Source organism: Mesorhizobium sp. P2_E9, assembly GCF_056403815.1.
In genome coordinates this window covers 202,154-225,923 of the sequence record NZ_JBFUET010000011.1, presented here as the reverse complement: position 1 = coordinate 225,923, position 23,770 = coordinate 202,154, and the positions used below count along the sequence as shown (strand labels likewise).

Below are 23,770 nucleotides of genomic sequence, written 5' to 3'. Positions count from 1 at the left end.
GGGGAGAGCCTCGGGCCTCGCCCGAGGAACCCAAGAGGGGGGCCGGCACCGCATCTGGAGAGTAAACCAATGGGCACCGGCCCGGGCGGATCGACAGGTCCGCCGCGAAACAACGGTAGCGAGTCCGGGCACCGCATAGCATTGGCGCGATCGCGCAGGGTGCCTGCGGCAATTCCCGGGTCTCGTGATTCGAATGGTCGACGCCGCATCGGGAACGCGGCCCCAACCCATGTCAGTCGAGCGGCTCGTGCTGGTAAAGCTCGTCCATGCTGAGCGATGCCAGGGTGCCGAAAGGGGCCTGCTTCTTCACCCGGCCGCCGCTCAGGATCACCACGTCGTCGCAGAACGAGATGGTGCTGTGATGGTGGCTGATAACGATGGTCGTGCGCCGTCCCGCCCTCGACTTCAGGGTCTCGACGATGGCCGCTTCCGACAGTCCGTCGACGGCATTGGTGGCTTCGTCTAGGATGAGGAGATCGGGATCGCGCACCAGCGCCCTGGCCAGCGCGATGCGCTGCCTCTGACCCGCCGACAGATTGACGCCCCTGTAGCCAACCAGCGTGTCGTACCCATGAGGCAGCCTTTCGATGAATTCATGCGCTTCGGCCAGTCTCGCGGCGCGCTCGGCGTCGCCACCGGTGGCCGCGTCCTGGCCGTAGGTTATGTTGTCGAAAATGGTGCCGTCGACCAGCTCCAACTCCTGGCTGGCCAGCGCGATGTGGCGCCGCCACTGGCTGGCGTCGATCCGGTCCAGCGGCGATCCATCGACGAGAATCCTGCCGCTGTCCGGTTCCACGAAGCGGCATAGAAGATTGACGATCGTCGTCTTGCCGGCGCCCGAGCGGCCGATCAGCGCCGTCGAGCGGCCACTGTTGATTGCGAACGTCGCCGCATGCAGCACCACTTCACGCTGGTCCGTGCCGGAATAGGTGAACGTCACCTCATCGAACTTGATGCCCTGGCGCAATCCGTGGAACGGTCCGTCGCCTTGCGGCGGCTTGGGCTTGCCTGCGGGGTCCAGCATCCATGTCACTTCTTCCAACGATCCGCTCAGGCCCTGCAGTTGGCTCCACGATCCTTGCAGGGCCCGCATATGCGGCTGCAGCCTGTAGAGCAGGATGACGAACGCGATGATCAGCGGGAAACTCACCTGCGCCAGCCAGGCGCCGATCACCACCGCCAGAAACAGCATGGCATGGAGAACCTCCGTCAGCGGCGGCAACGCGCCCTGGCGGACCTGCAGGACGAAGGAGGCGCGGCGAACCGCATCGGACGCGGTATCGAATGTCGCCTTCTCCCGGCTCTCCTGGCCGAAGATGCGGATCAGGCGTCCGGCATGCACCAGATGCAGCATCTGCGAGGCAAGATGGCTGTTGCGCGAAGCGACGCTGCGGCTGGGGCCCTTCAGATTGGCCGAGAGGATGGCGTGCGCGATCTGGACGAGCGCCAGTCCAAGCGTGACCAGCAGCGTCATGCGCCACGACAGCAGAAGCAGGAAGGCCAGGAGGATGATGGCGGCCGATGCGCTGATGATCGCCGACAGCATGATCTGGATCGCATCGGACGCCCGCCAGGATTCGTTGGAGATGATGTTGAGCAGCCGCCCGGGGCTCTGCCTGAGGAAGAAGGGGTAACCTACCCGCAACAGCTGCTCCGACAGGGCGCTGCGGATCGAATGACTGGCCTTGCCGGAGATGAAGGTCGTCAGCAGCGTGTTGGCGAAGGCGAAGACGTTCTTGAGGATGATCGAGCCGAGGATGGCGGCCGAGATGACGACAAGCCGGTCGCGCTCGCTGAAGCCCGATCCGACCTGCTGGAGGACAGCGGAGAACCCAGCCATTCCCGTCGCATCGCCGTGCCCCATGATGATGCCCAGCAGGGGGATGATCAGGCCGATGCCGAACCCTTCGAGGGCAGCGCTGACCAGGCCGAGAGCCACCACGGCCGGAACCAGGCGCAGTTGCCGCTTTCCGAACGCGCGAAACAGCATCGGCAGGCTAGGCGGGAGCAATGGCATCAGAGCGGTGCCTCGGCATTGGCTTGTTGATCCTGGCGCACCGGCTCGGCCTGTAGACGTCTCGCCAGCAGGAGGTATCTGGCCGCGCCGAGCACATTCATGCCGACGATCGGCCAGTGCGACAGATCGAGTTCAGGGTCGAACGCGGGCCCGCCCGCTAGTTCCCGGAAAGCCCCTCTCACGGCCCAATAGAAATGGCGAAGCAGCCAAGGCGCATGGCGAATGTGTTTCAGGCAGAGCCCGCCATTGCCCAGGCTGTAGTCGCGGTGCAGCTTTTCGATGGCTTTGCGATCGCGCCGGCCGTGATGATGGAATATCGTCATGTCGGGCACATACTCGACCGCGATGCCGAGCAGCACCGCCCGAACGAGGTAATCGGTATCCTCCGCAGACCGCAATGGCCCGCCTGCGCCGAAGCGCTCGTCGAAATAGCCGATACGGGCGGCGACATCGCGGTGCATCGTCATGTTGCAGCCCAGCACGAAGCCGCCGGGATGAATATCCGGCGTCAGCCGCTCGCGCACCCGCGATCGCTTGATCGTGAAAGGCAGATCCCTGGGATCGCCCAACTCGACGCTGCCGCCCCGGATGAGCCATTGCTCGCCGGACGCATAGTGTCGCTCCAGGTCGCGCAGATAGTCGCGATGCACCGCGCAATCGTCATCGACGAAGACAAGCACACGGCCGCGCGCGCGCCGCAACCCGGCGTTTCGGGCAGCCGCCAGTCCGGGGCGTGGCTCGCAAACGGGCGTGAAGGGGATGTCCGACATAGCGGCGATGCCGGCCAGGCGTTCCGCCGTGCGGTCGCTCGAGCCATTGTCGACGACCACGAGCTCGGCCGCGAAGTCGGCATGGGCACGGCACGCGGCCTGCACCGACTTGATGCAGGCCTCGAGCACGGCGACGCGGTTGCGCGTGCAGATGATGAAGCTGACTTCCGGCGCCGATCGGTCCGGTCGCGGGTTGGCCGGGGCGAGGCCGAGCGCCGTCGAACGATCGCGTTGCAGAGGTTGGTGGGCTTTGACTTTCATGCCTCTAGCCCACCTGATGAGATGCCAGAACCGCGGCGGCGGGCGCGGATTTGAAGAAGTATTCCACGGCGTCCGCTTGCTTGCCGGCCGACAGCGAGGCGCGGCTGAGCCAGGGCGCCCAGGCGCCCGGCCGCAGCGCATATTTCTCGCGCCGCCTGATGGCGTTCCACTTCGCGGTCCGCGTCAGCAGTTCATGCGTCAATGGGGGCTGCCTTTCGTCGGCGACGAGCTGGTAAAGGAAATAGAACAGGTTGAGCGCGCCCGCCTCGAAGCTCGGCCGCGTCTCGTCCGGCAGCGAGCCGATCCGTTCCTCCAGCGCGAGAATGAAGTCGGCCGCACGGGTAACCGTGTCGTGGCTGACCGCTTCGCCGATGTCGCGCAGGTCCCGCGAGGCTTCCGCGAGGCCCTCGCGCTCGAGATTCTCGGCCACGATCCGCAAATGCGTCCTGCGCATCTCCTTGCTGTGCCGGCTGGTCACGCTTGCCTGATGGACGCGGTAGACGAGCAGGTTTTCGGGCATCATGGCCGCCGGATAGCGGCCGGCCAGCCGCCTGAAGAGATCGAAATCCTCGGCGTGCCTGTAGGTCGGGTCGTAGTTGAGAGCGGCGTCTTCGATGACCTTCCTGTTGTAGACGACCGTCGGGTGCATGAAGATCGTGAAGAACATCGCCAATATGGGCATGCGGCCGAACTGGAACACCGGATCGGGCTTGCCCTTGGCGATGCGGCCGCGGATCAACATGTCGACGCCGGCGCCGCAGAAGCCGAGTTCGGGCCGCTGTTCGAAGAGCGCCACCTGGCGCGACAGGCGCCAGGGATAGGCGATGTCGTCGGCGTCCATCCGCGCGACCAGTTCGCCCCGGGTGACCGCCAGCCCTTCGTTGAGCGTCGCGACGAGGCCGCGATTTTCACGCGAGATGATCGAGATGCGGCTGTCGGCCTGCCGGAATCGCTCGAGAATCTCGAGCGAATTGTCGCTCGACCCGTCATCGATCGCGACGACCTCCAGGCGGCGGTAGTCCTGCCGCAGGATGCTTTCCAGTGCCGCGGCGAGATAGGGTCCGGCATTGTAGACCGGCAGCAGGACGGAGACGAGCGGCGCGGCGGTCATCGTCTTGCATCCGTTCGCGGGAGGTCGAGCGATGGCGTGCGGCCATCGGGCGATCCGCCGGGATAGGCTTCCGCCGGCCTCGCAAACCAGCCGGCATGACCGGCCGGGGCTCGCCGGACATACGGGAAGCGGCGCTTGAGGCTGTTGAGCGGCCTTTCGAAAACCAGCCAGGAAATCGAGGCCACGACAATCGTGGCGGTGCCCGCAACCAGGAACCGTCCTGGTCCTTGCTGCGAGACATTGAGCGGAATCCAGGGTTGCGACTTGACGGCGAGCGACAGCAAGATCGGATGATAGAGATAAACGCCGTAGCTGATGCGGCCGAGACCAAGCAGCGGCGGCTGGTCAAGAAGCTTGCCGAGAGGGCCGCCAAGGCCGCTCGAACAGGCGGCGACGATGGCCATCAGCGGCACCAGGGGCAGGACTTGCCGCACCAGCCAATGGGCCCATTCCAGCATCGGATCGGCAGGCGCAGGGACAAACCACTCGATGACAAGGAATAAGGCCGCGAAGGCAGGCCAGCCGAGCCGCATCCATTGCGGCAGGGCCGCGCCCCTCGACCGCCAGCAAGCAAGTAGCGCGCCCGTCGCCAGCGCGTCCATGGATGCCGGCGGCAGCAGGTCGCGCGCCAGCGCCGTGTTGGCGGTGAGCGGCCAATAAAAGCGGTAGGCCAGCGACAGCGCGATGACGGCGATGCAGATCTGTTCGAAGCGCCGGCGTGGGGCCAAAAGGACGACCAATGGCCAGGCGATATAGAACTGCTCCTCGATGCTCAGGCTCCAGAAATGGCACAGCACCCAGGGGTTCCAGTTGTTGTGCAGCGCATACCAGAAATTCGACAGATAGAGCGCATGCCAGATCAGCGATCCCCTGGACTGCTCCAGATCAAACAGCCAGACGAAACCCAGCACGGCAAAATAGGGAGGGAATATGCGCAGCGCCCGTCTGATCTAGAAGGACCGCAGCGCCGGGCCGGTTTCAAACGCGGCGGCCGCGCGCGCTTCCAGCAGCAGGCGGGTGATCAGGAAGCCGCTCAGCACGAAGAACAGCCGCACACCGATGTGGCCCCAGAACGAAGATCCTCCCGCCGCGAAGAAATGCGAGTACAACACCATCGTCACGGCGATGGCCCTTAGTGCATCCAGTTGGATGTCGCGGGCGTTTGCCATCAGCTTGCGCCCATGTGATGTCCGTGCCCTCTGGCCGGTTCGAGCTGCGGGCGAAGACAGACGATACCTGCCCTCGGCCTGGTACCGTCAAACCCGAGCCTTGCGAGTCCATCCGAGCCAGGAACGAATTCGACGGATGGACAGCTCAAGTTCGTCAAGCTGGCGGAATCCTCCACGGCGTATGTCCAGTCGCAAACGAGTCCCCCGATAGATGGTTCGGTCACGGCATTGTGCAGTGCAACACAAAAAATTTAGCAAGCTGAAATACTTATGTGAGCAAGGCTAGAAATCGGCCAAAAGCCGCCATTTTTTCGGTTTCTTGCGATTTTTGATAGCACTTCAACCCTATGGTTCGAGTTGTATCGATCTACCCGCTTTGGTTGATTGGGAGCACTTCTGCCCTGGGAGACAGGAGGCGTTCGAATCTTTGTAAAAAAATCTCGAAATTTGAGAAAATTACATTTTATCTATTTGGGTCTATACCGATTTGCCCGCGAATGAATTGGAATCATTGGCCTTTCGCGGTGCAGCATAGTCGTTTTTTTCGTCGGCTGGCCAGACGGCTCGCTTACGCCTCACACCGCCGCGAACACCACCGTCTGCGCCAGCCCGCCACCCCTGCGGTTCTCCAGCGTCACCGTCCCGCCGTAGCGCTCGATGATCTCCTTGGCGATGGCGAGGCCGAGGCCGGCGCCGGGGATGAATTGCTGGCGGCCGGGGTCGACGCGGAAGAAGGGTTCGAAGGCCTTGTTGATGAGGTCGGGCGGGATGCCCGGGCCGTTGTCGGAAATGGTCAGCACGGCGCGCCTGTCGGTAACAGTGAGGTCGATGCTGCAGGCCTTGCCGTGGGTAGCGGCGTTGACGATCAGGTTGCGCAGCGCGCGGCGCAGGCCGAGCGCGCCGGCGCGTACCGACACCTTGTCGAGATGGCCGATCGAGACGGCGTGGCCGAGCGCGACCATCTCGGCTTCGATATCTCCGACCATCTTGCGCAGGTCCAGCGGCTCGACGGCGTCCTGGTTCACCTCCTCGCGCACCAGGCGGATGGCGCTGTCGGCGATGCGGTCGAGCTCGTCGAGGTCGTGAAGCCATTTGTCGCGGTCCTCGTCGAGGAATTCGGCGCGCAGGCGCATGCGCGTCATCGGCGTGCGCAGGTCATGGCCGGCGGCGGCGACGAGGCGCATGCGGCTTTCCATGGCCGTGCGCAGCCGCGACGACAGCTGGTTCAGCGCATGCGCCGTCGCCTTGACCTCGGCCGAGCCCACTTCCGGCACCGCCGCCAGCACGCCATCGCTGCCGATCTTGGAGACGGCGGCCTCCAGCATTTCCAGCGGCCGGATCAGCACCGATGTGAAATAGACCGAGACGGCGGTGGCGCCGGCCACGATCAGCGAGATCCAGCCGGCCAGAACCAGCCACTCGCGTCCGGGCGGCTTGAGGTGCGGCACCTCGATGATCGCCCAGCGCCTGTCGGGCATTTGCACCGAGGCGATCTGGCCGGCTTCGTCGGGCTTCTCGCTGATGATGGCCAGGAGGTCAAGGCCGCGGCGTTGCAGGATGTCGTTGAGCATTTCCGTTTCCGCACGGGCGACCTTGCCGGCGGCCGGATGGTCGCTGAATTGCACCCGCAGCACATCCGGTATCGGCCCCGGCAGCAGGCGCACCACGAGCTCCATCTGCTGGGCGATCCAGGGCACGGTCAGCTCCGGCGGCGGCCCGCCGCCGCGCACGCTGATGACGGCGGCGGTCGCCAGGCCGACGACGCCGACGATCGAAAGGACCAGCAGCAGGATGAGGCGGCGGCGCAGCGAGTTCACGCCTGCGCCTCCACGGCCTCGACACGCGCGGTCAGCTGGTAGCCGCCATTGCGCACGGTCTTGAACAGCGGCCCGTCGCCGGTGTCCGAAAATTTGCGGCGCAGCCGGCTCATCAGCACGTCGACCGAGCGTTCGAGCGGGTCGCGCTCGCGGCCTTGGGTGAGATCAAGCAGCTGGTCGCGCGACAGCAGCCGGCCGGGGCGGTCGAGGAACACCTGCAACAGGTCGAACTCGGCGCCGGTGAGGTCGACGAGATCGCCTCGTGCGTCCATCACCTTGCGGGTGTCGGGCTCCAGCCGGTAGCTGGCGAAGCGGTAGATACGGGCGCGGGGGGCAGGTGCCTCTTCCGGCGCGGCGCGCCGCAGCACGGCGCGGATGCGGGCGGTGAGTTCGCGCGGGTTGAAGGGCTTGCCGAGATAATCGTCGGCGCCGAGCTCAAGGCCGATGATGCGGTCGACATCTTCCTTCAGCGCCGTCAGCAGAATGACGGGGAGATGCGGTTTGCGATCACGCATGGCACGGCAGATGTCGAGGCCGGAGCCGTCGGGCAGCATGACGTCGAGCACGACGAGGTCGAACTGGCCAGCACCCAGCTTCTGCTCGCATTCGCGCCGGTCGGCCGCCACCGAGACGCGAAAACCCTGGCCGTCGAGGTAGCGGCCGAGCAGCGTCCTGATCTCGCGGTCGTCATCCACGACGAGGATATGGGGTTGTGATTGCATGATCATGCCCTTGCCCATGAGAATTTGGGCTTAGCCGTGATTATAGGGAGCGCGCGCGCCAGCGGCATGGAAAATTGCAACGCAATGTTTCCGACGGGCTGTCAGAAACGTTCGGAAACAAATTGCCGCTTTGCGGAAACCTTCGGCAACATGCCGACGCGAAGCAGACAAACAGGCTTCCTATCCTCATGGCTGTCCGATGCATGAGAGAAAGGAACCCCGTCATGCGAAGCAGACTTCTTGCGCTCGGCCTGTTTTCCGTCGCCGCAATCCCCCCCGTGCTCGCGGCCCAGCCAGACCCCGGCGCCGCGCCAGGCGGGCCGCCGGTCATGGCTCAGGATGGACCGGACCATGGCCCGATGCCCTGGTTCGGCCAGAATGGCCCGCATGGGCCGATGCGGCACGGTCCGCAGGGTTGGGGTCCGCAAGGCCCTGAAGGCTTCGGCCCACACCGCATGGGACCGCCGCCGGAATTCATGCTGGCCGCCCGGCTGGCGGCGCTGGAGACGCGCGTCGGCATCCGCAGTGAGCAGCTCGATGCCTGGCGCGACTATACCAGCGCATTGCAGGCGGTGCTTTCGCCGCCACGGCATGATCGTGGTCCCGGTGGCACTGGTGGCCCCGGCCCTGGTGAGCCCGAGGCCAAGGGCCCCGATGCGGGCCCGGGCGGCAAGCCCGATCCCTTCGCCTTCCAGGAAAGACTGGCCGACGAGGTTACCGCGCGCGCGGCTTCGGCCGCCAAGCTGAAAGACGCGATCGCCGAGCTGCGCACCAAGCTCACGCCCGAACAGCTCGAAATCCTGGCTTCGGCGGAACGCCCCCACGGACCACCCCCCGGTCCCTGGGGCGGCCCGCCGGAAGATGCAGCCGGACCTGGAGGTCCGCCCGACCAGGGCGGACAGCTTCCGCCACCCCAGCCCGGGAATGGCTGACAACTCCGTCCGGCTGCCCGGCCGGCCCGGTGTCCAACCCGTTCTCGGGCCGGCCGGTTTTTCGGGATGGCGGCCATGTCCGCCATCCCACCGTTCAAATCATCCACAATGGAAGCACGGCAATGTGGGAAGCCATGATGATGCTGCGGCTGATCGCATCGACGAGCCCGAGGCACTCGCTCGGCCAACGCGCCAATCATGCCGCCATGCCGGCGGCGTTGCCCGCCGACACGCTGAAGGGCGCGGTGCGCTTGCACTTTGCCGCCTGGCGCCTGTCGCTGCCGGTTTCGCAGCAGCCCAACGGCCACGGACATCATGACCGCAAGATCGCGTAAGACCTATCTTGTCCTGGCGGGCGTGCTGATCGTCCTGGCCGCCATGGCGGCGCTGAGCGCCTATGGCCGCTCGACAGTCGAGCCCGCCGCGCAGGCTCTTGCCGCGCCGCGGGCCAGCCTGACGGTTGCGGTCGAAAAAGTGCGCTCCGAGGCGGTCGCCTCGTCGATCAGCGCCACCGGCACCGTCGCCGCCTGGCAGGAAGCGACTGTCGGCGCTGAGACGTCCAGCCTCAAATTGACCGAAGTGCTTGTCTCAGAGGGCGATCATGTGCGGGCCGGCGATGTCGTCGCCCGGCTCGACGCCTCGGTGCTCAAAGCACAGCTGGCCGAGCAGAAGGCGGCGGTCGACCAGGCGCAGGCGACGCTGGACACCGCCGTATCCGCCGCCGGCCGCGCCGACAGGCTGCTGGCCAGCAAGGCAATCAGCGCCGAGACGGCGGAAGACAAGGCGACCGCCGTCAAGACCGGCCGGGCCTCGGTCGAGCAGGCCAAGGCCGCCGCTGACAGGCTGCAGGCCGAGCTCGACCAGGCAACCATCCGCGCGCCCTTCGACGGCATCGTCTCCAACCGACCGGCGGTTGCCGGCTCGATCGTCCAGGCCGGCACCGAGCTGATGAAGATCATCCGCGACGGCAGGCTGGAGGTCGGCGTGCTTGTTCCCGAAAAGGACCTGCCAATGGTCTCGGTCGGGCAGGCGGCAAATGTCGTCGACGCTTCGGGCCGGACCTTTGCCGGCAGCGTCTCTTCGATCGCCGAGACGGTCAGTTCGACGACGCGGCTCGCCACCGTCTATGTCGCGCTCGGCGCGGGTTCGGGCCTGAAGCCCGGCATGTTCGCCCGCGTCTCGATCGCAGGCGCCGCCTCGCAAAGGCTCAGCGTCGCCGAGGCCGCCCTTGTCTGGCAGGACGGCAAGCCTGTTGTTTTCGTCGTCGACGCCACCGGCAAGGCCGCCGCGCGCACGGTCACCACCGGCGCGCACCGGAACGGCCGCGTCGCCATAGAAAGCGGGCTGTCGGAGGGCGACAGTGTCGTCGTCGCCGGCGCCGGCTTCCTCAGTGACGGCAATCTGGTGCGTACCGCCGATGCGCAAGCGGGCACCAACACCGCCGGCAAGGTGACGGAGGCGGCGCGATGAACGCCATTTCCTCCTGGTCGATTCGCAACCCGGTGCCGACCATCGTTTTGTTCCTGTCGCTGACCATTGCCGGCCTCTACGGCTTCATGCAGCTGCGCACCAACAACATGCCCGACATCGACCTGCCGACGGTCACCGTCACCGTCTCGCAGCCGGGCGCGGCACCGAGCGAAATGGAAGTGCAGGTGGCGCGGGTGGTCGAGAACGCCGTGGCGACGCTGGAGGGCGTTGACGACGTCTCGACCTCGATCAGCGAAGGCTCGTCCGTCACCACCGTCGAGTTCACGCTCGGCACCGATCCCGAGACCGCCACCAACGATGTCCGCAACGCCGTATCCGAAGTGCAGTCGAGCCTGCCGGCGGCCGCGCAGACGCCTGTCGTGGCCAAGATGAACGCGACCGGCAATTCGGTGCTGACCTATGTCGTCGAGGCACCCGCAATGTCGCCGGACGCACTGAGCTGGTACATCGACAATGATGTCGCCAAGGCGCTGCTCGGCGTTGACGGCGTCTCCAAGATCACCCGCTCGGGCGGCGTCGACCGGGTCATCCGCGTCGAACTGGATCCGGACCGTCTCGCCGCGCTCGGCATCAGCGCCGGCGATGTCAGCCAGACGCTCGCCTCCAACAATGTCAACCAGCCGGGCGGCCGCACCAGCGTCGGGGGGCAGGAGCAGTCGGTACGCACGCTGGCCAGCGCCGGCACCGTCGAGGCGCTGGCCGATACGCGCATCGCGCTCAATGGCGCCGGCGGCGTCAAGCTCTCGGATCTCGGCAGGGTGGTCGACAGCTGGGAAAAGCCGCGCCAGGCCGCCTATCTCGACGGCAGGCAGGTCGTCGCCTTCAACGTCTACCGCTCGGTCGGGTCGAGCGAGATCGACGTGGTCAAGGCCGCGCGCGCTGCGATCGCCGGCATCGGCGCCAAGACCGACGTTGCCAAATTCACCGAAGTCACCTCGTCCTCCGGCTTCGTCCAGGAAAGCTATGACGCCGCATTCGAGGCGCTGTGGCTCGGCGCGTTGCTGGCCATCGGCGTCGTCTGGCTGTTCTTGCGCGACATCAGGGCGACGCTGGTTTCGGCGGTCGCCATGCCGCTGTCGCTGATCCCGACTTTCGCCGTCATGGCGGCGTTCGACCTTTCGCTCAACAACATCACCTTGCTGGCGCTGTCGCTGGTGGTCGGCATCCTGGTCGACGACGCCATCGTCGAGATCGAGAACATCGTGCGCCACATGCGCCAGACCGGCGCCAGCGCCTACCAGGCGGCGATCGAGGCCGCCGACGAGATCGGGCTTGCCGTGGTGGCGACCACGGCGACCATCGTCGCGGTGTTCCTGCCGGTCGCCTTCATGCCCGGCATTCCCGGAAAATTCTTCTTCTCCTTTGCTGTCGCGGTCTGCGTGTCAGTGCTGTTCTCCCTGCTTGTCGCTCGCATGCTCACCCCGTTGATGGGCGCCTATCTGGTGCGCGCCGGCGGCCACAGCGAGGACGATCTGCCGGCCTGGGTACCGACCTATCTCTGGCTGCTGCGCAAGGCGCTCGACCATCGCTGGATCACGCTTGTCGCCGGCATCGCCTTCTTCGCCGGTTCGCTGGCGCTGGCAACGAAACTGCCGACCGAATTCATGGCGGCGACCGATCGCGGCCGCTCGATGATCTCGGTCGAGCTGCAGCCGGGGTCGACGATCGAACAGACGACCGCCGTCGTCCAGGACATCACAAAGCGACTGAAGGCCGAGCCGGCCGTCGACAGCATCTTTGCTACCATCGGCACCGCGGCCTCATCCGGCGGTGGGCCGAACCGTGGGTCGACCTCCGCGGAGGTGCGCAGCGCCAACGTCACCGTCAATCTGAAGCCGCGCGGCGAGCGTAGCGTCAGCCAGCAGCAGTTCGAGGCAGAGGCCTCACCGAAGCTCAACGATATTCCGGGTGCGCGCATCCAGTTCGGCGCCGACGGCTTTGCCGGCGCCAAGGTGGCGATCACGCTGGTCGGCGATGATGGCGAGGCGCTGCAGAGAGCGAGCGATGCGCTGATCGATGGGATGAAGTCGGTGCCTGGCCTCATCAACCCGACCTCGACGGCGGCAACGACCAAGCCGGAACTGATCGTGCGCCCCGACAGCGCCAGGGCGGCCGAACTCGGTGTCACGCCGACTGAGATCGCGTCGACGGTGAAGATCGCCACCATCGGCGACACCGACACCAGCCTGGCCAAGTTCAATCTCGGCGACCGCCAGGTGTCCGTTGTCGTCACCTTGCCCGACGGCGCCATCGACGATCCGGCGAAACTGGCCGTCCTGCCGCTGATCGGCAGCAAGGGCACGGTGCCGCTGGGTGCGGTCGCCGATATCGGCTTTAATGCCGGGCCAAACAGCATCACAAGGGTGGGGCGCAGCCGCAGCGCCACTGTCGAGGCGGATCTTTCCGGCCTGACGCTCGGCCAGGCGACCGCTTCCATCCACGCCTTGCCGGCGATGCGCAACCTGCCCGCCGGCGTGCATGAACTGGCGCGCGGCGATGCGGCGCGCATGCAGGAGCTGTTCTCGGGCTTTGCCACCGCGATCGCCGCCGGCATTTTGCTGATGTATCTGACACTGGTGCTGCTGTTTCGCGGCTTCGTGCAGCCGGTGACCATCCTGGTCGCGCTGCCACTGTCGGTTGGCGGTGCGCTCGGCTTCATGCTGATTACCGGCAAGGCGCTTGGCATATCGCCGCTGATCGGGATATTGATGCTGATGGGCATTGCGGCCAAGAACTCGATCTTGCTTGTCGAGTACGCTCTGGTCGCCGAGAAGGAGCGAGGCATGAGCCGCTTCGACGCACTGCTCGACGCCGCGCGCAAGCGGGCACGGCCCATCGTCATGACATCGATCGCCATGGGCGCCGGCATGTTGCCGATCGCGCTCGGCATCGGCGCCGACGCCGAGACGCGGGCGCCGATGGCGATCGCCGTGATCGGCGGGCTCATCTCCTCGACCGTGCTCAGCCTCGTCTATGTTCCCGTCGTCTACACCTTCATGGACGACATCCAGCGCTTCCTCGGCCGGCATCTCGCCCGGCTCCTGGTGGAGCGATCCGATCCCGACAGCCAGACGGCGACCGCAACTCCAGCGAAAGATCATCCAGGCCATGTCTATCCAGTCTAGCCCGTCTTCCCGCCGCCGGCTCGCGCCCTGGGCCGCAGCGCTTACCGCCACGGTTCTTCTGGCGGCCTGTTCGCAGGAGGGGAGTAAAGCTCCGGCCGGCATGGCCGGTGCAAGCAAGCCGGAGGTCGGCGTCGTCACGCTGCATCCGCAATCGGTGGCGATCACGGCCGAACTGCCGGGACGCACGTCAGCCTCGCTCACCGCCGATGTGCGCCCGCAGGTCAACGGCATCATCCAGGCACGGCTGTTCAAGGAAGGCAGCGAGGTGGTGGTCGGGCAGCCGCTCTACCTCATCGATCCAGCGAGCTACCAGGCATCCTATGACAGCGCGCAGGCAGCCCAGCAGAAGGCCGAAGCGGCGGTGCCGACGGCGCAAGCCAAGTTCGATCGCTATGCCGGCTTGCTGAAGCAGAACGTTGTTTCCAAACAGGATTATGACGATGCCGCGGCAACGCTGGCGCAAGCCAACGCGGATGTGGCGTCGGCCAAGGCCAGTGTCGAAACCGCGCGCATCAATCTCGACTACACCAAGATCACCGCGCCGATCGCCGGCCGCATCGACAAGTCATCGCTGACGCCAGGCGCCCTGGTTACCGCCAATCAGGACACCTTGCTCACCACAATCCGTTCGCTCGATCCGATCAATGTCGACGTCACGCAGTCGAGCACCAATCTGCTCAACCTGCGCCAGGCGATCAATGAGGGCCGGCTGAAGTTCAGCGGCCCCAATGTCAGCGTCAAGCTGAAGCTCGAGAACGGCACCATCTACACGCAGACCGGCAAGCTGGAATTCGCCGGCGCCAATGTCGACCAGACGACCGGTACGTTCGCGCTTCGGGCCGAGTTCCCCAATCCCGACCGCCTGCTTTTGCCGGGCATGTATGTGCGGGCGCTGGTCGAGGAGGGCGTCGCCCAGAACAGTTTCCTGGTGCCGCAGCGCGGCGTCACCCGCAACACCAAGGGCGAGGCGACCGCGATGGTCATCAACGCGCAGGGCAAGGTCGAGACGCGCGTGCTCACTGTCCGCAACAGCGTCGGCAACAACTGGCTGGTGGATTCCGGCGTCGGCGATGGCGACCGCGTCATCGTCGAGGGCTTGCAGCTGGTCCGCCCCGGCGGCGATGCGACGGGCGTCGAAGTGACGATCGACGAGACGACCGGCGAGGTTAAGGACCGCGCGCAAACGTCATCGTCCGTGTCTTCCACAGCGGTGGCCGATAATGGCCAAAAACCGGCGCAAGGCGCCTCGGCCGGGAACTGAGCGATGTCAGCATTCTTCATCAACCGGCCGATCTTCGCCTGGGTGATCGCCATCGTGATCATGCTGGGCGGCCTGCTCGCGCTGACCTCGCTGCCGATCTCGCAATATCCGCAGATCGCGCCGACCACCGTCAACATCAGCGCCACCTATCCGGGCGCCGATGCATCGACCGTCGAGAATTCGGTGACCAAGGTCATCGAGCAAGGCATGACCGGCATCGACAATCTCGACTACATGACGGCAACCTCGACCTCGACCGGGCAGGCGTCGATCACGCTGACCTTCACGACGGCCGCCGATCCCGACACCGCCCAGGTGCAGACCCAAAACAAGCTGCAGCTGGTGCAGTCGCAGCTGCCGCAAGTGGTGCAGAGCAACGGCATCACCGTGTCCAAATCCTCGACCGGCTTCCTGATGGTCATCGGCTTCGTCTCGAGCGACGGCAAGATGAACTCGACCGACCTTGCCGACTATGTCGATAGCACCATCAACGACACGCTGAAGCGCGTCGAAGGCGTCGGCTCGACACAGCTGTTCGGCTCCAGCTATGCCATGCGCATCTGGCTCGATCCCGACAAGCTCGCCAAATACACGCTGATGCCGAGCGACGTGGCCTCGGCGATCGAGGCGCAGAACACGCAGGTTTCGGCTGGCCAGCTCGGCGGCATGCCGCAGCGCAAGGGCCAGCAGCTCAACGCCACGGTGACGGCCAAGAGCCGGCTGCAGACCGCCGAACAGTTCCGCAACATCATCCTGAAGAGCCAGACGGATGGCTCGCTTGTGCGCCTCAACGATGTCGCCACCGTCGAGCTCGGCGCCGAAAGCTATACGACGCAGGCCAGATACAACGGCCAGCCGGCGGCCGGCGTTGCGATCAACCTCGCGACCGGCGCCAACGCCATCAGCACGGCGGAAGCGGTGCGCACGACGATCAACCGGCTGAGCTCGACCTTCCCGCAAGGCGTCGAGGTCGTCTACCCCTATGACACCTCGCCCTTCGTGCGGCTGTCGATCGAGGAGGTGGTCAAGACGCTGGCCGAGGCGATCGTGCTGGTGTTCCTGGTGATGTTCATCTTCCTGCAGAACCTGCGGGCGACGATCATCCCGACGATCGCGGTACCGGTGGTGCTGCTCGGCACGTTCGGCGTGCTGTCGCTGTTCGGCTATTCGGTCAACACGCTGACCATGTTCGCCATGGTGCTGGCCATCGGCCTGCTGGTCGACGACGCCATCGTCGTGGTCGAGAATGTCGAACGCGTCATGCAGGAGGAAGATCTGTCGCCGAAAGAGGCGACGCGAAAATCGATGAACGAGATCACCGGCGCGCTGGTCGGCATCGCCACCGTGCTGTCGGCAGTGTTCGTGCCGATGGCCTTCTTCGGGGGCTCGACCGGCATCATCTACCGGCAGTTCTCGGTGACCATCGTTTCGGCCATGGTGCTGTCGGTGCTGGTGGCGCTGGTGCTGACGCCGGCGCTGTGCGCCACCATCCTGCGGCGGCCGAAGGACCATGCGACGCAGACCGGCCCGTTCGGCTGGTTCAACCGCGTCTTCGACCGCGGCACGACGGCTTATCGCGACGGCTCGCACGGCATCATCAACCGGTCCTGGCGTTTCCTCGCCATCTTCCTCGCCATCGTCATCGCCATGGGCTGGATGTTTGCCCGGCTGCCGAGCTCGTTCCTGCCGGAAGAGGACCAGGGCATCCTGATCACCAGCGTGTCGCTGCCGGTCGGTGCGACGCAGGACCGAACCGAGCGTGTGCTGAAGCAAGTCACCGACCACTATCTCAACGACGAAAAGGACGCTGTCGCAGGAGTGTTCACTGCTTCCGGCTTCGGCTTCGGCGGCGCCGGGCAGAATGTCGGCATTGCCTTCGTACCGCTGAAGGAATTCAGCAAGCGTTCATCGCCGACCCTGGCGGCGCAAGCGGTCGCCCGCCGCGCCATGGGTGCCTTCTCCAAGATCAGGGACGCGCAGGTCTTCGCGCTTGCCCCGCCCGCCATCCAGGGTTTCGGCAACACCAACGGCTTCGATTTCTACCTGCAGGACGTCAACGGAGCCGGCCATGATGCGCTGATCCAGACGCGAAACCAGCTTCTGGGGCTCGCGGCGCAGAGCAAGCTGCTCACCGCCACAAGGCCCAACGGCCAGGAGGACCAGCCGCAATTCTCGATCGACATCGACCAGGAGAAGGCCAGCGCGCTGGGCGTCAGCCTCGCCGACATCAACAACACGCTGTCGAGCGCCTGGGGCAGCGACTACGTCAACGATTTCATCGATCGCGGCCGGGTGAAGCCGGTCTATATGCAGTCGGACGCGAACTTCCGCATGCAGCCGGAAGATCTGGACAAATGGCAGGTGCGCAATGCCAGCGGCGCCATGGTGCCGTTCTCGGCCTTCGCCTCCAGCCACTGGACATTCGGCTCGCCCAGGCTTGAACGCTACAATGGCTCGGCGGCGGTCGAAATCCAGGGTGCGGCGGCCACCGGCGTGAGCTCCGGTGCGGCGATGGACGAGATCGACAAGCTCGTCGCGCAACTGCCGGCCGGATATTCGCATGAATGGACCGGGCTGTCGCACCAGGAACGGCTCTCCGGCAACCAGGCGCTGTCGCTCTATGCGATTTCGGCGCTGGTCGTGTTCCTGTGCCTGGCGGCACTTTATGAGAGCTGGTCGATCCCGTTCGCGGTCATGCTGTCGGTGCCGATCGGCATCTTCGGCGCACTCGCGGCGGCGACCCTCTTCGGCCAGACCAACGACGTCTATTTCAAGGTCGGCCTGCTGACCACGATTGGCCTGGCCTCCAAGAACGCCATCCTGATCGTCGAATTCGCCATCGAGCGGCAGGCGGCCGGCATGGGGCTGGTCGAAGCGACGCTGGAGGCGGCGCGACAACGATTGCGGCCGATCCTGATGACGTCGCTGGCCTTCATCCTCGGCGTCACGCCGCTCGCCATCGCCAGCGGCGCCGGTTCAGGCGCGCAGAACTCTGTCGGCATCGGCGTGATGGGCGGCATGATCGCGGCGACGGTAATCGGCGTGTTCCTGGTGCCGCTGCTGTTCGTCACAGTGCGGCGCATCTTCAAGGGCAGGGTGGCCAAGCCAGATACGGGGCCTGATACCGGGCAAGACACAGGCGAGAAGCCGGCGACAGCCAACCAGCAATAAGGAAACTTTCCATGACAGGTTTTGAACGTGGCCCTGTGGCCGCGGGGCGGCTCATTGTGCCCATGATTACGGCTGTTCTGCTCAGCGGATGCGTTGTCGGCCCGGACTATCGCACACCCGTACTGCCGATGCCGGCAAACTGGAGCGGTGAGAAGCCGACGAAATCCGTCCAGCCGGCGCAGCTGTCGCAATGGTGGCAGCGCCTGCGCGATCCGCAGCTCAACACGCTTGTCGAGGAAGCGGTCGCCGGCAATCTCGACGTCGCCACCGCCAAGGCCAAGATCCGCGAGGCGCGCGCCAGCTATCGCCAGAGCGCCGGCACGTTGCTGCCGTCCGTGGACGGCTCCGGCTCGGTCACCCGCAACAAGTCGGCCGCGACCACATCGGGCACCAATTCCATCTACACAGAATACCAAGCAGGCTTCGACGCCAGCTGGGAACTCGACCTGTTCGGCGCCAACCGCAGGGGCGTCGAGGCCGCTCGCTACGGCGTCGACGCGGCGCAAGAGGAATTGCGCTCGACGCTGCTGACCCTGGTCGGCGATGTCGCGTCCTATTACACCCAGGCGCGCGGCTACCAGGCCCGCATCGCGCTCGCCAGGCGTTCGGCCGTATCGCAGCGGCAGACCGCCGAACTCACCCGCACCATGTTGCTGGCGGGGTCGGCAACGGCGGCCGATGTCGCCAAGGCGATGGGGCAGGCGGCCAGCACCGAGGCCGCGGTGCCGACGCTGGAGGCAAGCTATGCCGAGGCGGTGCATCGCCTGTCGGTGCTCACCGGACGGCCACCGGCTGCCCTGGCCGAGCGGCTGAAGCGCAGCAAGCCGATCCCGTCACCGCGCCTGCCGATGCCGACCGGACTCCCCGCCGACATCCTGCTTTCGCGCCCGGATGTGCGCATGGCCGAGCGGCAATATGCGCAGTACACCGCCAAGGTCGGCCAGGCCGAGGCGGCGCGCTATCCTTCGGTCAGCCTGACCGGAAACATCAGCACGGCGGCGCTCAATCTCGGCGACCTCGGCAAGAATTCGTCGATCGGCTGGTCCTTCGGGCCGACGCTCAGCGTGCCGCTGTTCAACGCCGGGCAGCTGCAGGCGGCCGCCGATGTCGCCCGCGCGCAGCGCGACCAGTATTTCATCGCCTACCGCTCCTCGGTGCTGACGGCGCTCGAGGATGTCGAGAATGCGCTGGTGCTGATGGCGCAGGAGCGCATCCGGATCAGCAAGCTTGCCGCGTCGGCGAAATCCTATGGCGAGGCGGCGAACCTCGAGGGCACGCTCTACAAGGCCGGCGAGACCAGCTTGCTCGACGTGCTCGACGCGCAGCGCTCGCTCTACTCGGCCGAGGATTCACTGCTGCAAAGCCGCGTCCTTTTGGCGACCAACTACATTGCCCTCAACAAGGCGCTCGGCGGCGGCTGGGACGGCACGGTCGACAGCAGCAAGCCCGAGATCGTCGACGTCAAGACCGGGCCAAGGCTGGCGGGGCAGCTCACGACGCAGTGAACAAAATGTGTGACCAGAACCAGCGACCATCCGTTTATAATGGCGTGGAGGCCATGAGATGTCCCGCACCTACGATCTTGCATCCGATGTGATCCGGCGTGTCTATGAAAGGCGAATAGACGCGCCGGCGATCCTTGAGACCGACACCGAATTTCCCAATGCGGCGAAATTCACCGATGCCTGGCGCGACATCCGCGATGAAGCGCTTGGCGTGCATCTGGGCAAGGTCCCCCGCTTCCACGACATCATGCCGGAGCAGGCCGATATCTCGGCCAATGACGGCCTCGACTGGCGGATGTTCGTGCTCAAGGCCTATGACATGACGGTGCCGGAGAACCTCGCGCGGATGCCGGTTCTGAGCCGCTTGCTTGCCGAATGCCCGGAAGTCAAATCGGCGGCGGTTTCGTTCCTGGCGCCGCGCAAGCATATCCCCAGCCATCGCGGACCTTTCCGCGGCATCATGCGGTTTCACCTTGGCCTGGTCATCCCGCGGCAGGCCGATGGCCGCCCGGCAACCATCATGATGATCAACCATCAGGAGAAACGGATCACCGACGGCGAAGGCATGCTGTGGGACGACACCTACCCGCACGAGGTGATGAACAATGCCGACGAAGCGCGCATAGCCCTGCTGCTGGATGTCTGGCGTCCGGGCATGCCCTGGGACATGGAAATGCTGTCCAGGCTGATCGTGCGCGGCGTGCAGGCGGGAATGCGCCGCAGGGGCGTGTCGTTCATCGGCTGAGCCCTGGCGGGCATCTTGGCGGCCCAAGGCGCGCGAAAATGCTCCTCCTGCATTGGTGATGGCAGGCGCATCCTATCGCTGATATTGATGGCGCCCACGCACAGCACAGGCGCCCCAGATGATATCCGATACACAGAAGGCCGAAGCGGTCGAGCAGTTGCTCGATACGCCGGACCTTGCCAGCGCGCTGGAGAGCGAACAGTTCAAGAAATTCCTCGACCAGGTGCCGATCGCCATTGCCGTTTCGGATCTCGGCGCGAAGGAGCGCGTCGTCTATGCCAATCCGGAATTCGAGAAACTGTCGAGCCTGAAGGCGGCAAGGCTCACCCAGAAGCACTGGGCGGCACTTTCCGGCACCGGCCTGCACCAGCAGAAGGACCGCGCGCTGTCCGAGGCGGTGGTCGAGGAGACCGATTTCGTCGGCACGTTCCGGCTGGAGCGAGGCGAGGAAAAGCCTGCGATCGTCGACGTCTATTCCAACGTCATCGAGGACGACAATGGCAAGGTCTGCTTCCGGCTGGTGGCGCTGGTCGACGTCTCGGCTCATGGCGAGACCGAGGAGGCGCTCTCGGTCGAGGAACGGGTGCGCGAGAAGGACACGCTGCTGCGCGAACTGCAGCACCGGGTGAAGAACAATCTGCAGATGATCACCGCATTGATCCGGATGGAGACGCGCAACGCGATGGAGCCGGACCAGAAGCGGTTCGAGAGGCTGGCCGGCCGCGTCGACGCGCTGGCGATCCTTTACCAGACGCTGTCGGGCGACGATCACAAGGACGAGGTCGATCTCGGCGTCTATCTCAGCCAGATCGCGTCGGCGGTGATGAACTCGCACGCGGTCGAGGGCATTCGCCTCGACATGAAGGTCGATACCTATCCGGTGTCGGTCAACGTCGCCATGCCGACCGGGCTGGTGGTGAACGAGCTTTTGACCAATGCGCTCAAGCATGCCTTCAAAGGGCGCGACGGCGGCACGATCACGCTGCATAGCATCGTGAACGGCGATGGCTGCCGTATCGTCATCGCCGACGACGGCATCGGCCTGCCGGAAGGCGAGACCTGGCCCAAGCCCGGCAAGCTCGGCGCGCTGATCGCGCGTTCGCTGACCGAGAACGCCAAGGCGGAATTCGACGTGAATTCGAGCGCCAGCGAGGGCACGCGGGTCACCATCGTCTTCAAGCGCTCTGCCGCCGCGGCTTAGGCGGGCGATAACCCACACCAATGCCGCGAATGGCCGGAAGGGTGTTCCCCGATTTCCAGGCCCCATCCCCGCGCTTGCCCCAGCCGACTGTCTCCCCGTGCCTCACGACAGCCCTGCCTGGGGAGGCCATAGCTGCCAGCCATGCCGCCGGTCGCGTGGATGCCCGGCACGGCAGGGAAGGGTGAACAGAAGTGACATCGACGCCAATTGCCCATCGCGAAGCGGCGCCCTTGCCCGTGGCGGCGCTGATGGGCGCCATGGTGTCGATCCAGATCGGCGCCACTTTCGCCAAGACGCTGTTCCCACAGATCGGCGCCCAAGGCACGACTACGCTGCGGCTGGTCATCGGCGCGCTGATGCTGATCGCGGTGCTGCGGCCCTGGCAGATGCGGCCGTCGCGCGCCACCTTGCCGTGGCTGGTCGCCTATGGCGTGACGCTCGCCGCGCTCAACCTTCTGTTCTATGCGGCGCTCGCCAGGATCCCGCTCGGCGTCGCCGTGGCGCTGGAGTTTTCCGGGCCGCTGCTGGTGGCGACACTGGCCTCGCGGCGCGCCAGCGACTTTGCCTGGATCGCGATTGCCGTCGCCGGCATCGTGCTGCTCTCGCCCTTCATCCATTCGTTGCAGCCGCTCGACCCCGTGGGCGTGATGCTGGCGCTCGCGGCCGGCGGCTTCTGGGCGCTCTACATCGTGCTCGCGCAGAAGGCGGGTGCCGAGCTTGGCACCCGCACCACCGCCTATGGCATGGCGATCGCCGCAGTGCTGGCGCTGCCCTTCGGCGTAGCGCAAGCGGGCGTGGGCCTGCTCGCGCCGTCGATCCTAGTCAGCGCTTTGCTCGTCGGCCTGTTTTCCAGCGCGCTGCCGTTCTTCCTGGAGATGGTGGCGCTGACCCGCATGCCCGCCCGCATCTACGGCACGCTGACCTGCCTGGAACCTGGGCCCGGCGCGCTGGCCGGCTTCCTGTTCCTGCATGAGACCCTGACCCCGCCGCAACTGGCAGGCATCGCCGCCGTCATTGTCGCGGCCGCCGGCACGGCGCTGACCTCGAAGCCGCCGGTGCCTTCGCCGGAGTAGGGGGCGGACCGTGCCTTCCTCGTCGCTGTCATCGCCGTCTCGGCGGTAAAGGCTGTGTAGAGTCCGCGTGAGGTCGGGCGTCGCCGGGTTTTCTGGCTTGTGCGTGTATTTGCGAAAATCCCCATGCGTGATTAATCGAAGCTGGCAAATTCTTGTCTGAAACGGCAATTAAATTGTCGCCCATGGCAGAAGTATTTCGAGCTCTGGACAGATCGTTATCTGGTCCAATACGGTGCGCAACAAGGTGAATATGTGCGCGTGAAAAAGGTCTGGCTGTTCCTTGCAAAAGAATGTCTTCTCATCGGTCGACCTGCCGTCGCATCTGGACCACCACGCACGGTTCGCGCTCTGGCAGGACATCCACGTCGCCGAAATATGGTCGGTCGAATATACGATTTCCGAGAAGCTGTCGTTTCAAGCCGCGATCGAGGCCACGGCCATCGGGCCACTGGTGCTCGGGCAGATGGCCGGGACGATCAGGCATGCCAGCCGCAAGGCGACAAATATCGCGGCAGACGGCCGTGACGGTTATCTGCTGCTGGTCAACAATGGCGATACGGTGCTCAGCGGTACGCAGATCGGCCGCGACTATCGTGTGGGCAAGGGCGAGGCGGCATTGGTCTCGGCTTCGGAGGCGTTGCAGATGACGGGCGGCGACAACAATGTCTGGGCCAATGTGGTGCTCCCGCGCGTCGTGCTGGAGAATGCCTTCACGCATGTCGAGGACCGGTTGGCGTTGACCATCGGAGCCGACAATGAGGCGCTCGACATGCTCAAGCGCTATTGCAGCTTCCTGGAAGCCGGCCCCGTTTTGGTCTCACCCGATCTTGTCGGCCATGCCACCGAAACCATCGTCGACCTGATCGGCCTTGCGACCGGCGCCAAGGGCGAGGCCGCCGAACTCGCGGGTCTGCGCGGCCTGCGCGCGGCAAGGCTGCAGGCCATCCTGCAAAAAATGCGGGACAATTTCGCCGATCCCGCCATTTCGGCCCAGAGCGTTGCCGGGCAATTGCGGCTCTCCGTGCGCTATGTCCACGATCTCCTGCAGGAAACCGGAGTGAGCTTTGCCGAGCGCATCCTCGAATTGCGCCTGCAGAGGGCGCACCGGATGCTTTCCGACAGGCGCAACGACCGGATGCGCATCAGCGAGATCGCGCTGCTCAGCGGCTTCTCCGACGTGTCCTATTTCAATCGCTGCTTCCGCCGCCGCTTCGGCTCGACGCCGAGCGGCGCCAGGTAGTCCCGCGCCTCCAGTTCTGTCGAACGCCAAACCGACTGCGGCTGAATCGCCACACCATCCGGGAAAGCGCCGTCCCGCTGTCCGCGACAATTCCAGTGCGGCCCAGCCCAAGACGTGACCGCCTGACAATGCAACACCGGGTGCTCGATCGCCGCGGAG

Annotated in this window: 16 protein-coding genes and 1 pseudogene; 11 read left to right on the top strand and 6 right to left on the bottom strand. The window is 65.5% G+C overall.

The window, feature by feature from the left end; all coding sequences use genetic code 11:
• Nucleotides 1-232: 232 nt before the first annotated feature.
• From AC1D05_RS21490 to AC1D05_RS21465, 6 genes and pseudogenes are all read right to left on the bottom strand, one after another.
• Nucleotides 233-2,017: an ABC transporter ATP-binding protein gene (locus tag AC1D05_RS21490; RefSeq protein ID WP_477443771.1), complete on the bottom strand. Its 1,785-nt coding sequence runs from the start codon at nucleotides 2,015-2,017 to the stop codon at nucleotides 233-235.
• Nucleotides 2,017-3,048 (bottom strand): glycosyltransferase family 2 protein, encoded by a 1,032-nt coding sequence (locus AC1D05_RS21485; protein WP_477443769.1) that lies wholly within the window; start codon nucleotides 3,046-3,048, stop codon nucleotides 2,017-2,019. Before AC1D05_RS21485 ends, AC1D05_RS21490 begins: the two co-directional genes overlap by 1 nt.
• 4 nt (nucleotides 3,049-3,052) lie before the next feature.
• On the bottom strand, nucleotides 3,053-4,159 hold the full coding sequence (locus AC1D05_RS21480) for a glycosyltransferase family 2 protein (RefSeq protein WP_477443767.1): 1,107 nt from the start codon (nucleotides 4,157-4,159) through the stop codon (nucleotides 3,053-3,055).
• Nucleotides 4,156-5,328: pseudogene (locus AC1D05_RS21475) on the bottom strand (acyltransferase family protein). The gene AC1D05_RS21480 and the pseudogene AC1D05_RS21475 overlap by 4 nt, the downstream one beginning before the upstream one ends.
• A gap of 575 nt (nucleotides 5,329-5,903) precedes the next feature.
• Nucleotides 5,904-7,145 carry an ATP-binding protein gene (locus AC1D05_RS21470; protein ID WP_477443765.1) on the bottom strand — a complete coding sequence of 414 codons (1,242 nt, stop codon included), beginning with the start codon at nucleotides 7,143-7,145 and terminating at the stop codon, nucleotides 5,904-5,906.
• Nucleotides 7,142-7,867, bottom strand: a complete 726-nt coding sequence (locus AC1D05_RS21465; RefSeq protein ID WP_477443763.1) for a response regulator — start codon at nucleotides 7,865-7,867, stop codon at nucleotides 7,142-7,144. Before AC1D05_RS21465 ends, AC1D05_RS21470 begins: the two co-directional genes overlap by 4 nt.
• A gap of 224 nt (nucleotides 7,868-8,091) precedes the next feature.
• Here AC1D05_RS21465 and AC1D05_RS21460 point away from each other — a divergent pair, with 224 nt between their 5' ends.
• The 11 genes from AC1D05_RS21460 (at nucleotide 8,092) to AC1D05_RS21410 (ending at nucleotide 23,611) form a co-directional block, all read left to right on the top strand.
• Nucleotides 8,092-8,799 (top strand): hypothetical protein, encoded by a 708-nt coding sequence (locus AC1D05_RS21460; protein ID WP_477443761.1) that lies wholly within the window; start codon nucleotides 8,092-8,094, stop codon nucleotides 8,797-8,799.
• A gap of 122 nt (nucleotides 8,800-8,921) precedes the next feature.
• Nucleotides 8,922-9,134 carry a hypothetical protein gene (locus AC1D05_RS21455; protein ID WP_477443759.1) on the top strand — a complete coding sequence of 71 codons (213 nt, stop codon included), beginning with the start codon at nucleotides 8,922-8,924 and terminating at the stop codon, nucleotides 9,132-9,134.
• The gene (locus tag AC1D05_RS21450; RefSeq protein WP_477443757.1) at nucleotides 9,115-10,269 is read left to right on the top strand and encodes an efflux RND transporter periplasmic adaptor subunit; all 1,155 of its coding nucleotides are present in this window, start codon (nucleotides 9,115-9,117) and stop codon (nucleotides 10,267-10,269) included. Before AC1D05_RS21455 ends, AC1D05_RS21450 begins: the two co-directional genes overlap by 20 nt.
• Nucleotides 10,266-13,415: an efflux RND transporter permease subunit gene (locus AC1D05_RS21445; RefSeq protein WP_477443755.1), complete on the top strand. Its 3,150-nt coding sequence runs from the start codon at nucleotides 10,266-10,268 to the stop codon at nucleotides 13,413-13,415. The genes AC1D05_RS21450 and AC1D05_RS21445 overlap by 4 nt, the downstream gene beginning before the upstream one ends.
• The gene (locus AC1D05_RS21440) at nucleotides 13,399-14,676 is read left to right on the top strand and encodes an efflux RND transporter periplasmic adaptor subunit (protein WP_477443753.1); all 1,278 of its coding nucleotides are present in this window, start codon (nucleotides 13,399-13,401) and stop codon (nucleotides 14,674-14,676) included. The genes AC1D05_RS21445 and AC1D05_RS21440 overlap by 17 nt, the downstream gene beginning before the upstream one ends.
• 3 nt (nucleotides 14,677-14,679) lie before the next feature.
• Nucleotides 14,680-17,847, top strand: a complete 3,168-nt coding sequence (locus AC1D05_RS21435; protein ID WP_477443751.1) for an efflux RND transporter permease subunit — start codon at nucleotides 14,680-14,682, stop codon at nucleotides 17,845-17,847.
• Between the two features lie 11 nt (nucleotides 17,848-17,858).
• The gene (locus AC1D05_RS21430) at nucleotides 17,859-19,352 is read left to right on the top strand and encodes an efflux transporter outer membrane subunit (protein WP_477443749.1); all 1,494 of its coding nucleotides are present in this window, start codon (nucleotides 17,859-17,861) and stop codon (nucleotides 19,350-19,352) included.
• 58 nt (nucleotides 19,353-19,410) lie between these two features.
• Complete coding sequence (locus AC1D05_RS21425) at nucleotides 19,411-20,097, top strand: aspartyl/asparaginyl beta-hydroxylase domain-containing protein (protein ID WP_477443747.1); 687 nt, start codon at nucleotides 19,411-19,413, stop codon at nucleotides 20,095-20,097.
• Between the two features lie 118 nt (nucleotides 20,098-20,215).
• Nucleotides 20,216-21,298 carry a sensor histidine kinase gene (locus AC1D05_RS21420; protein WP_477443745.1) on the top strand — a complete coding sequence of 361 codons (1,083 nt, stop codon included), beginning with the start codon at nucleotides 20,216-20,218 and terminating at the stop codon, nucleotides 21,296-21,298.
• Between the two features lie 191 nt (nucleotides 21,299-21,489).
• The gene (locus tag AC1D05_RS21415) at nucleotides 21,490-22,371 is read left to right on the top strand and encodes an EamA family transporter (protein WP_477443743.1); all 882 of its coding nucleotides are present in this window, start codon (nucleotides 21,490-21,492) and stop codon (nucleotides 22,369-22,371) included.
• Between the two features lie 280 nt (nucleotides 22,372-22,651).
• Complete coding sequence (locus tag AC1D05_RS21410; RefSeq protein ID WP_477443741.1) at nucleotides 22,652-23,611, top strand: AraC family transcriptional regulator; 960 nt, start codon at nucleotides 22,652-22,654, stop codon at nucleotides 23,609-23,611.
• Nucleotides 23,612-23,770 lie beyond the last annotated feature (159 nt).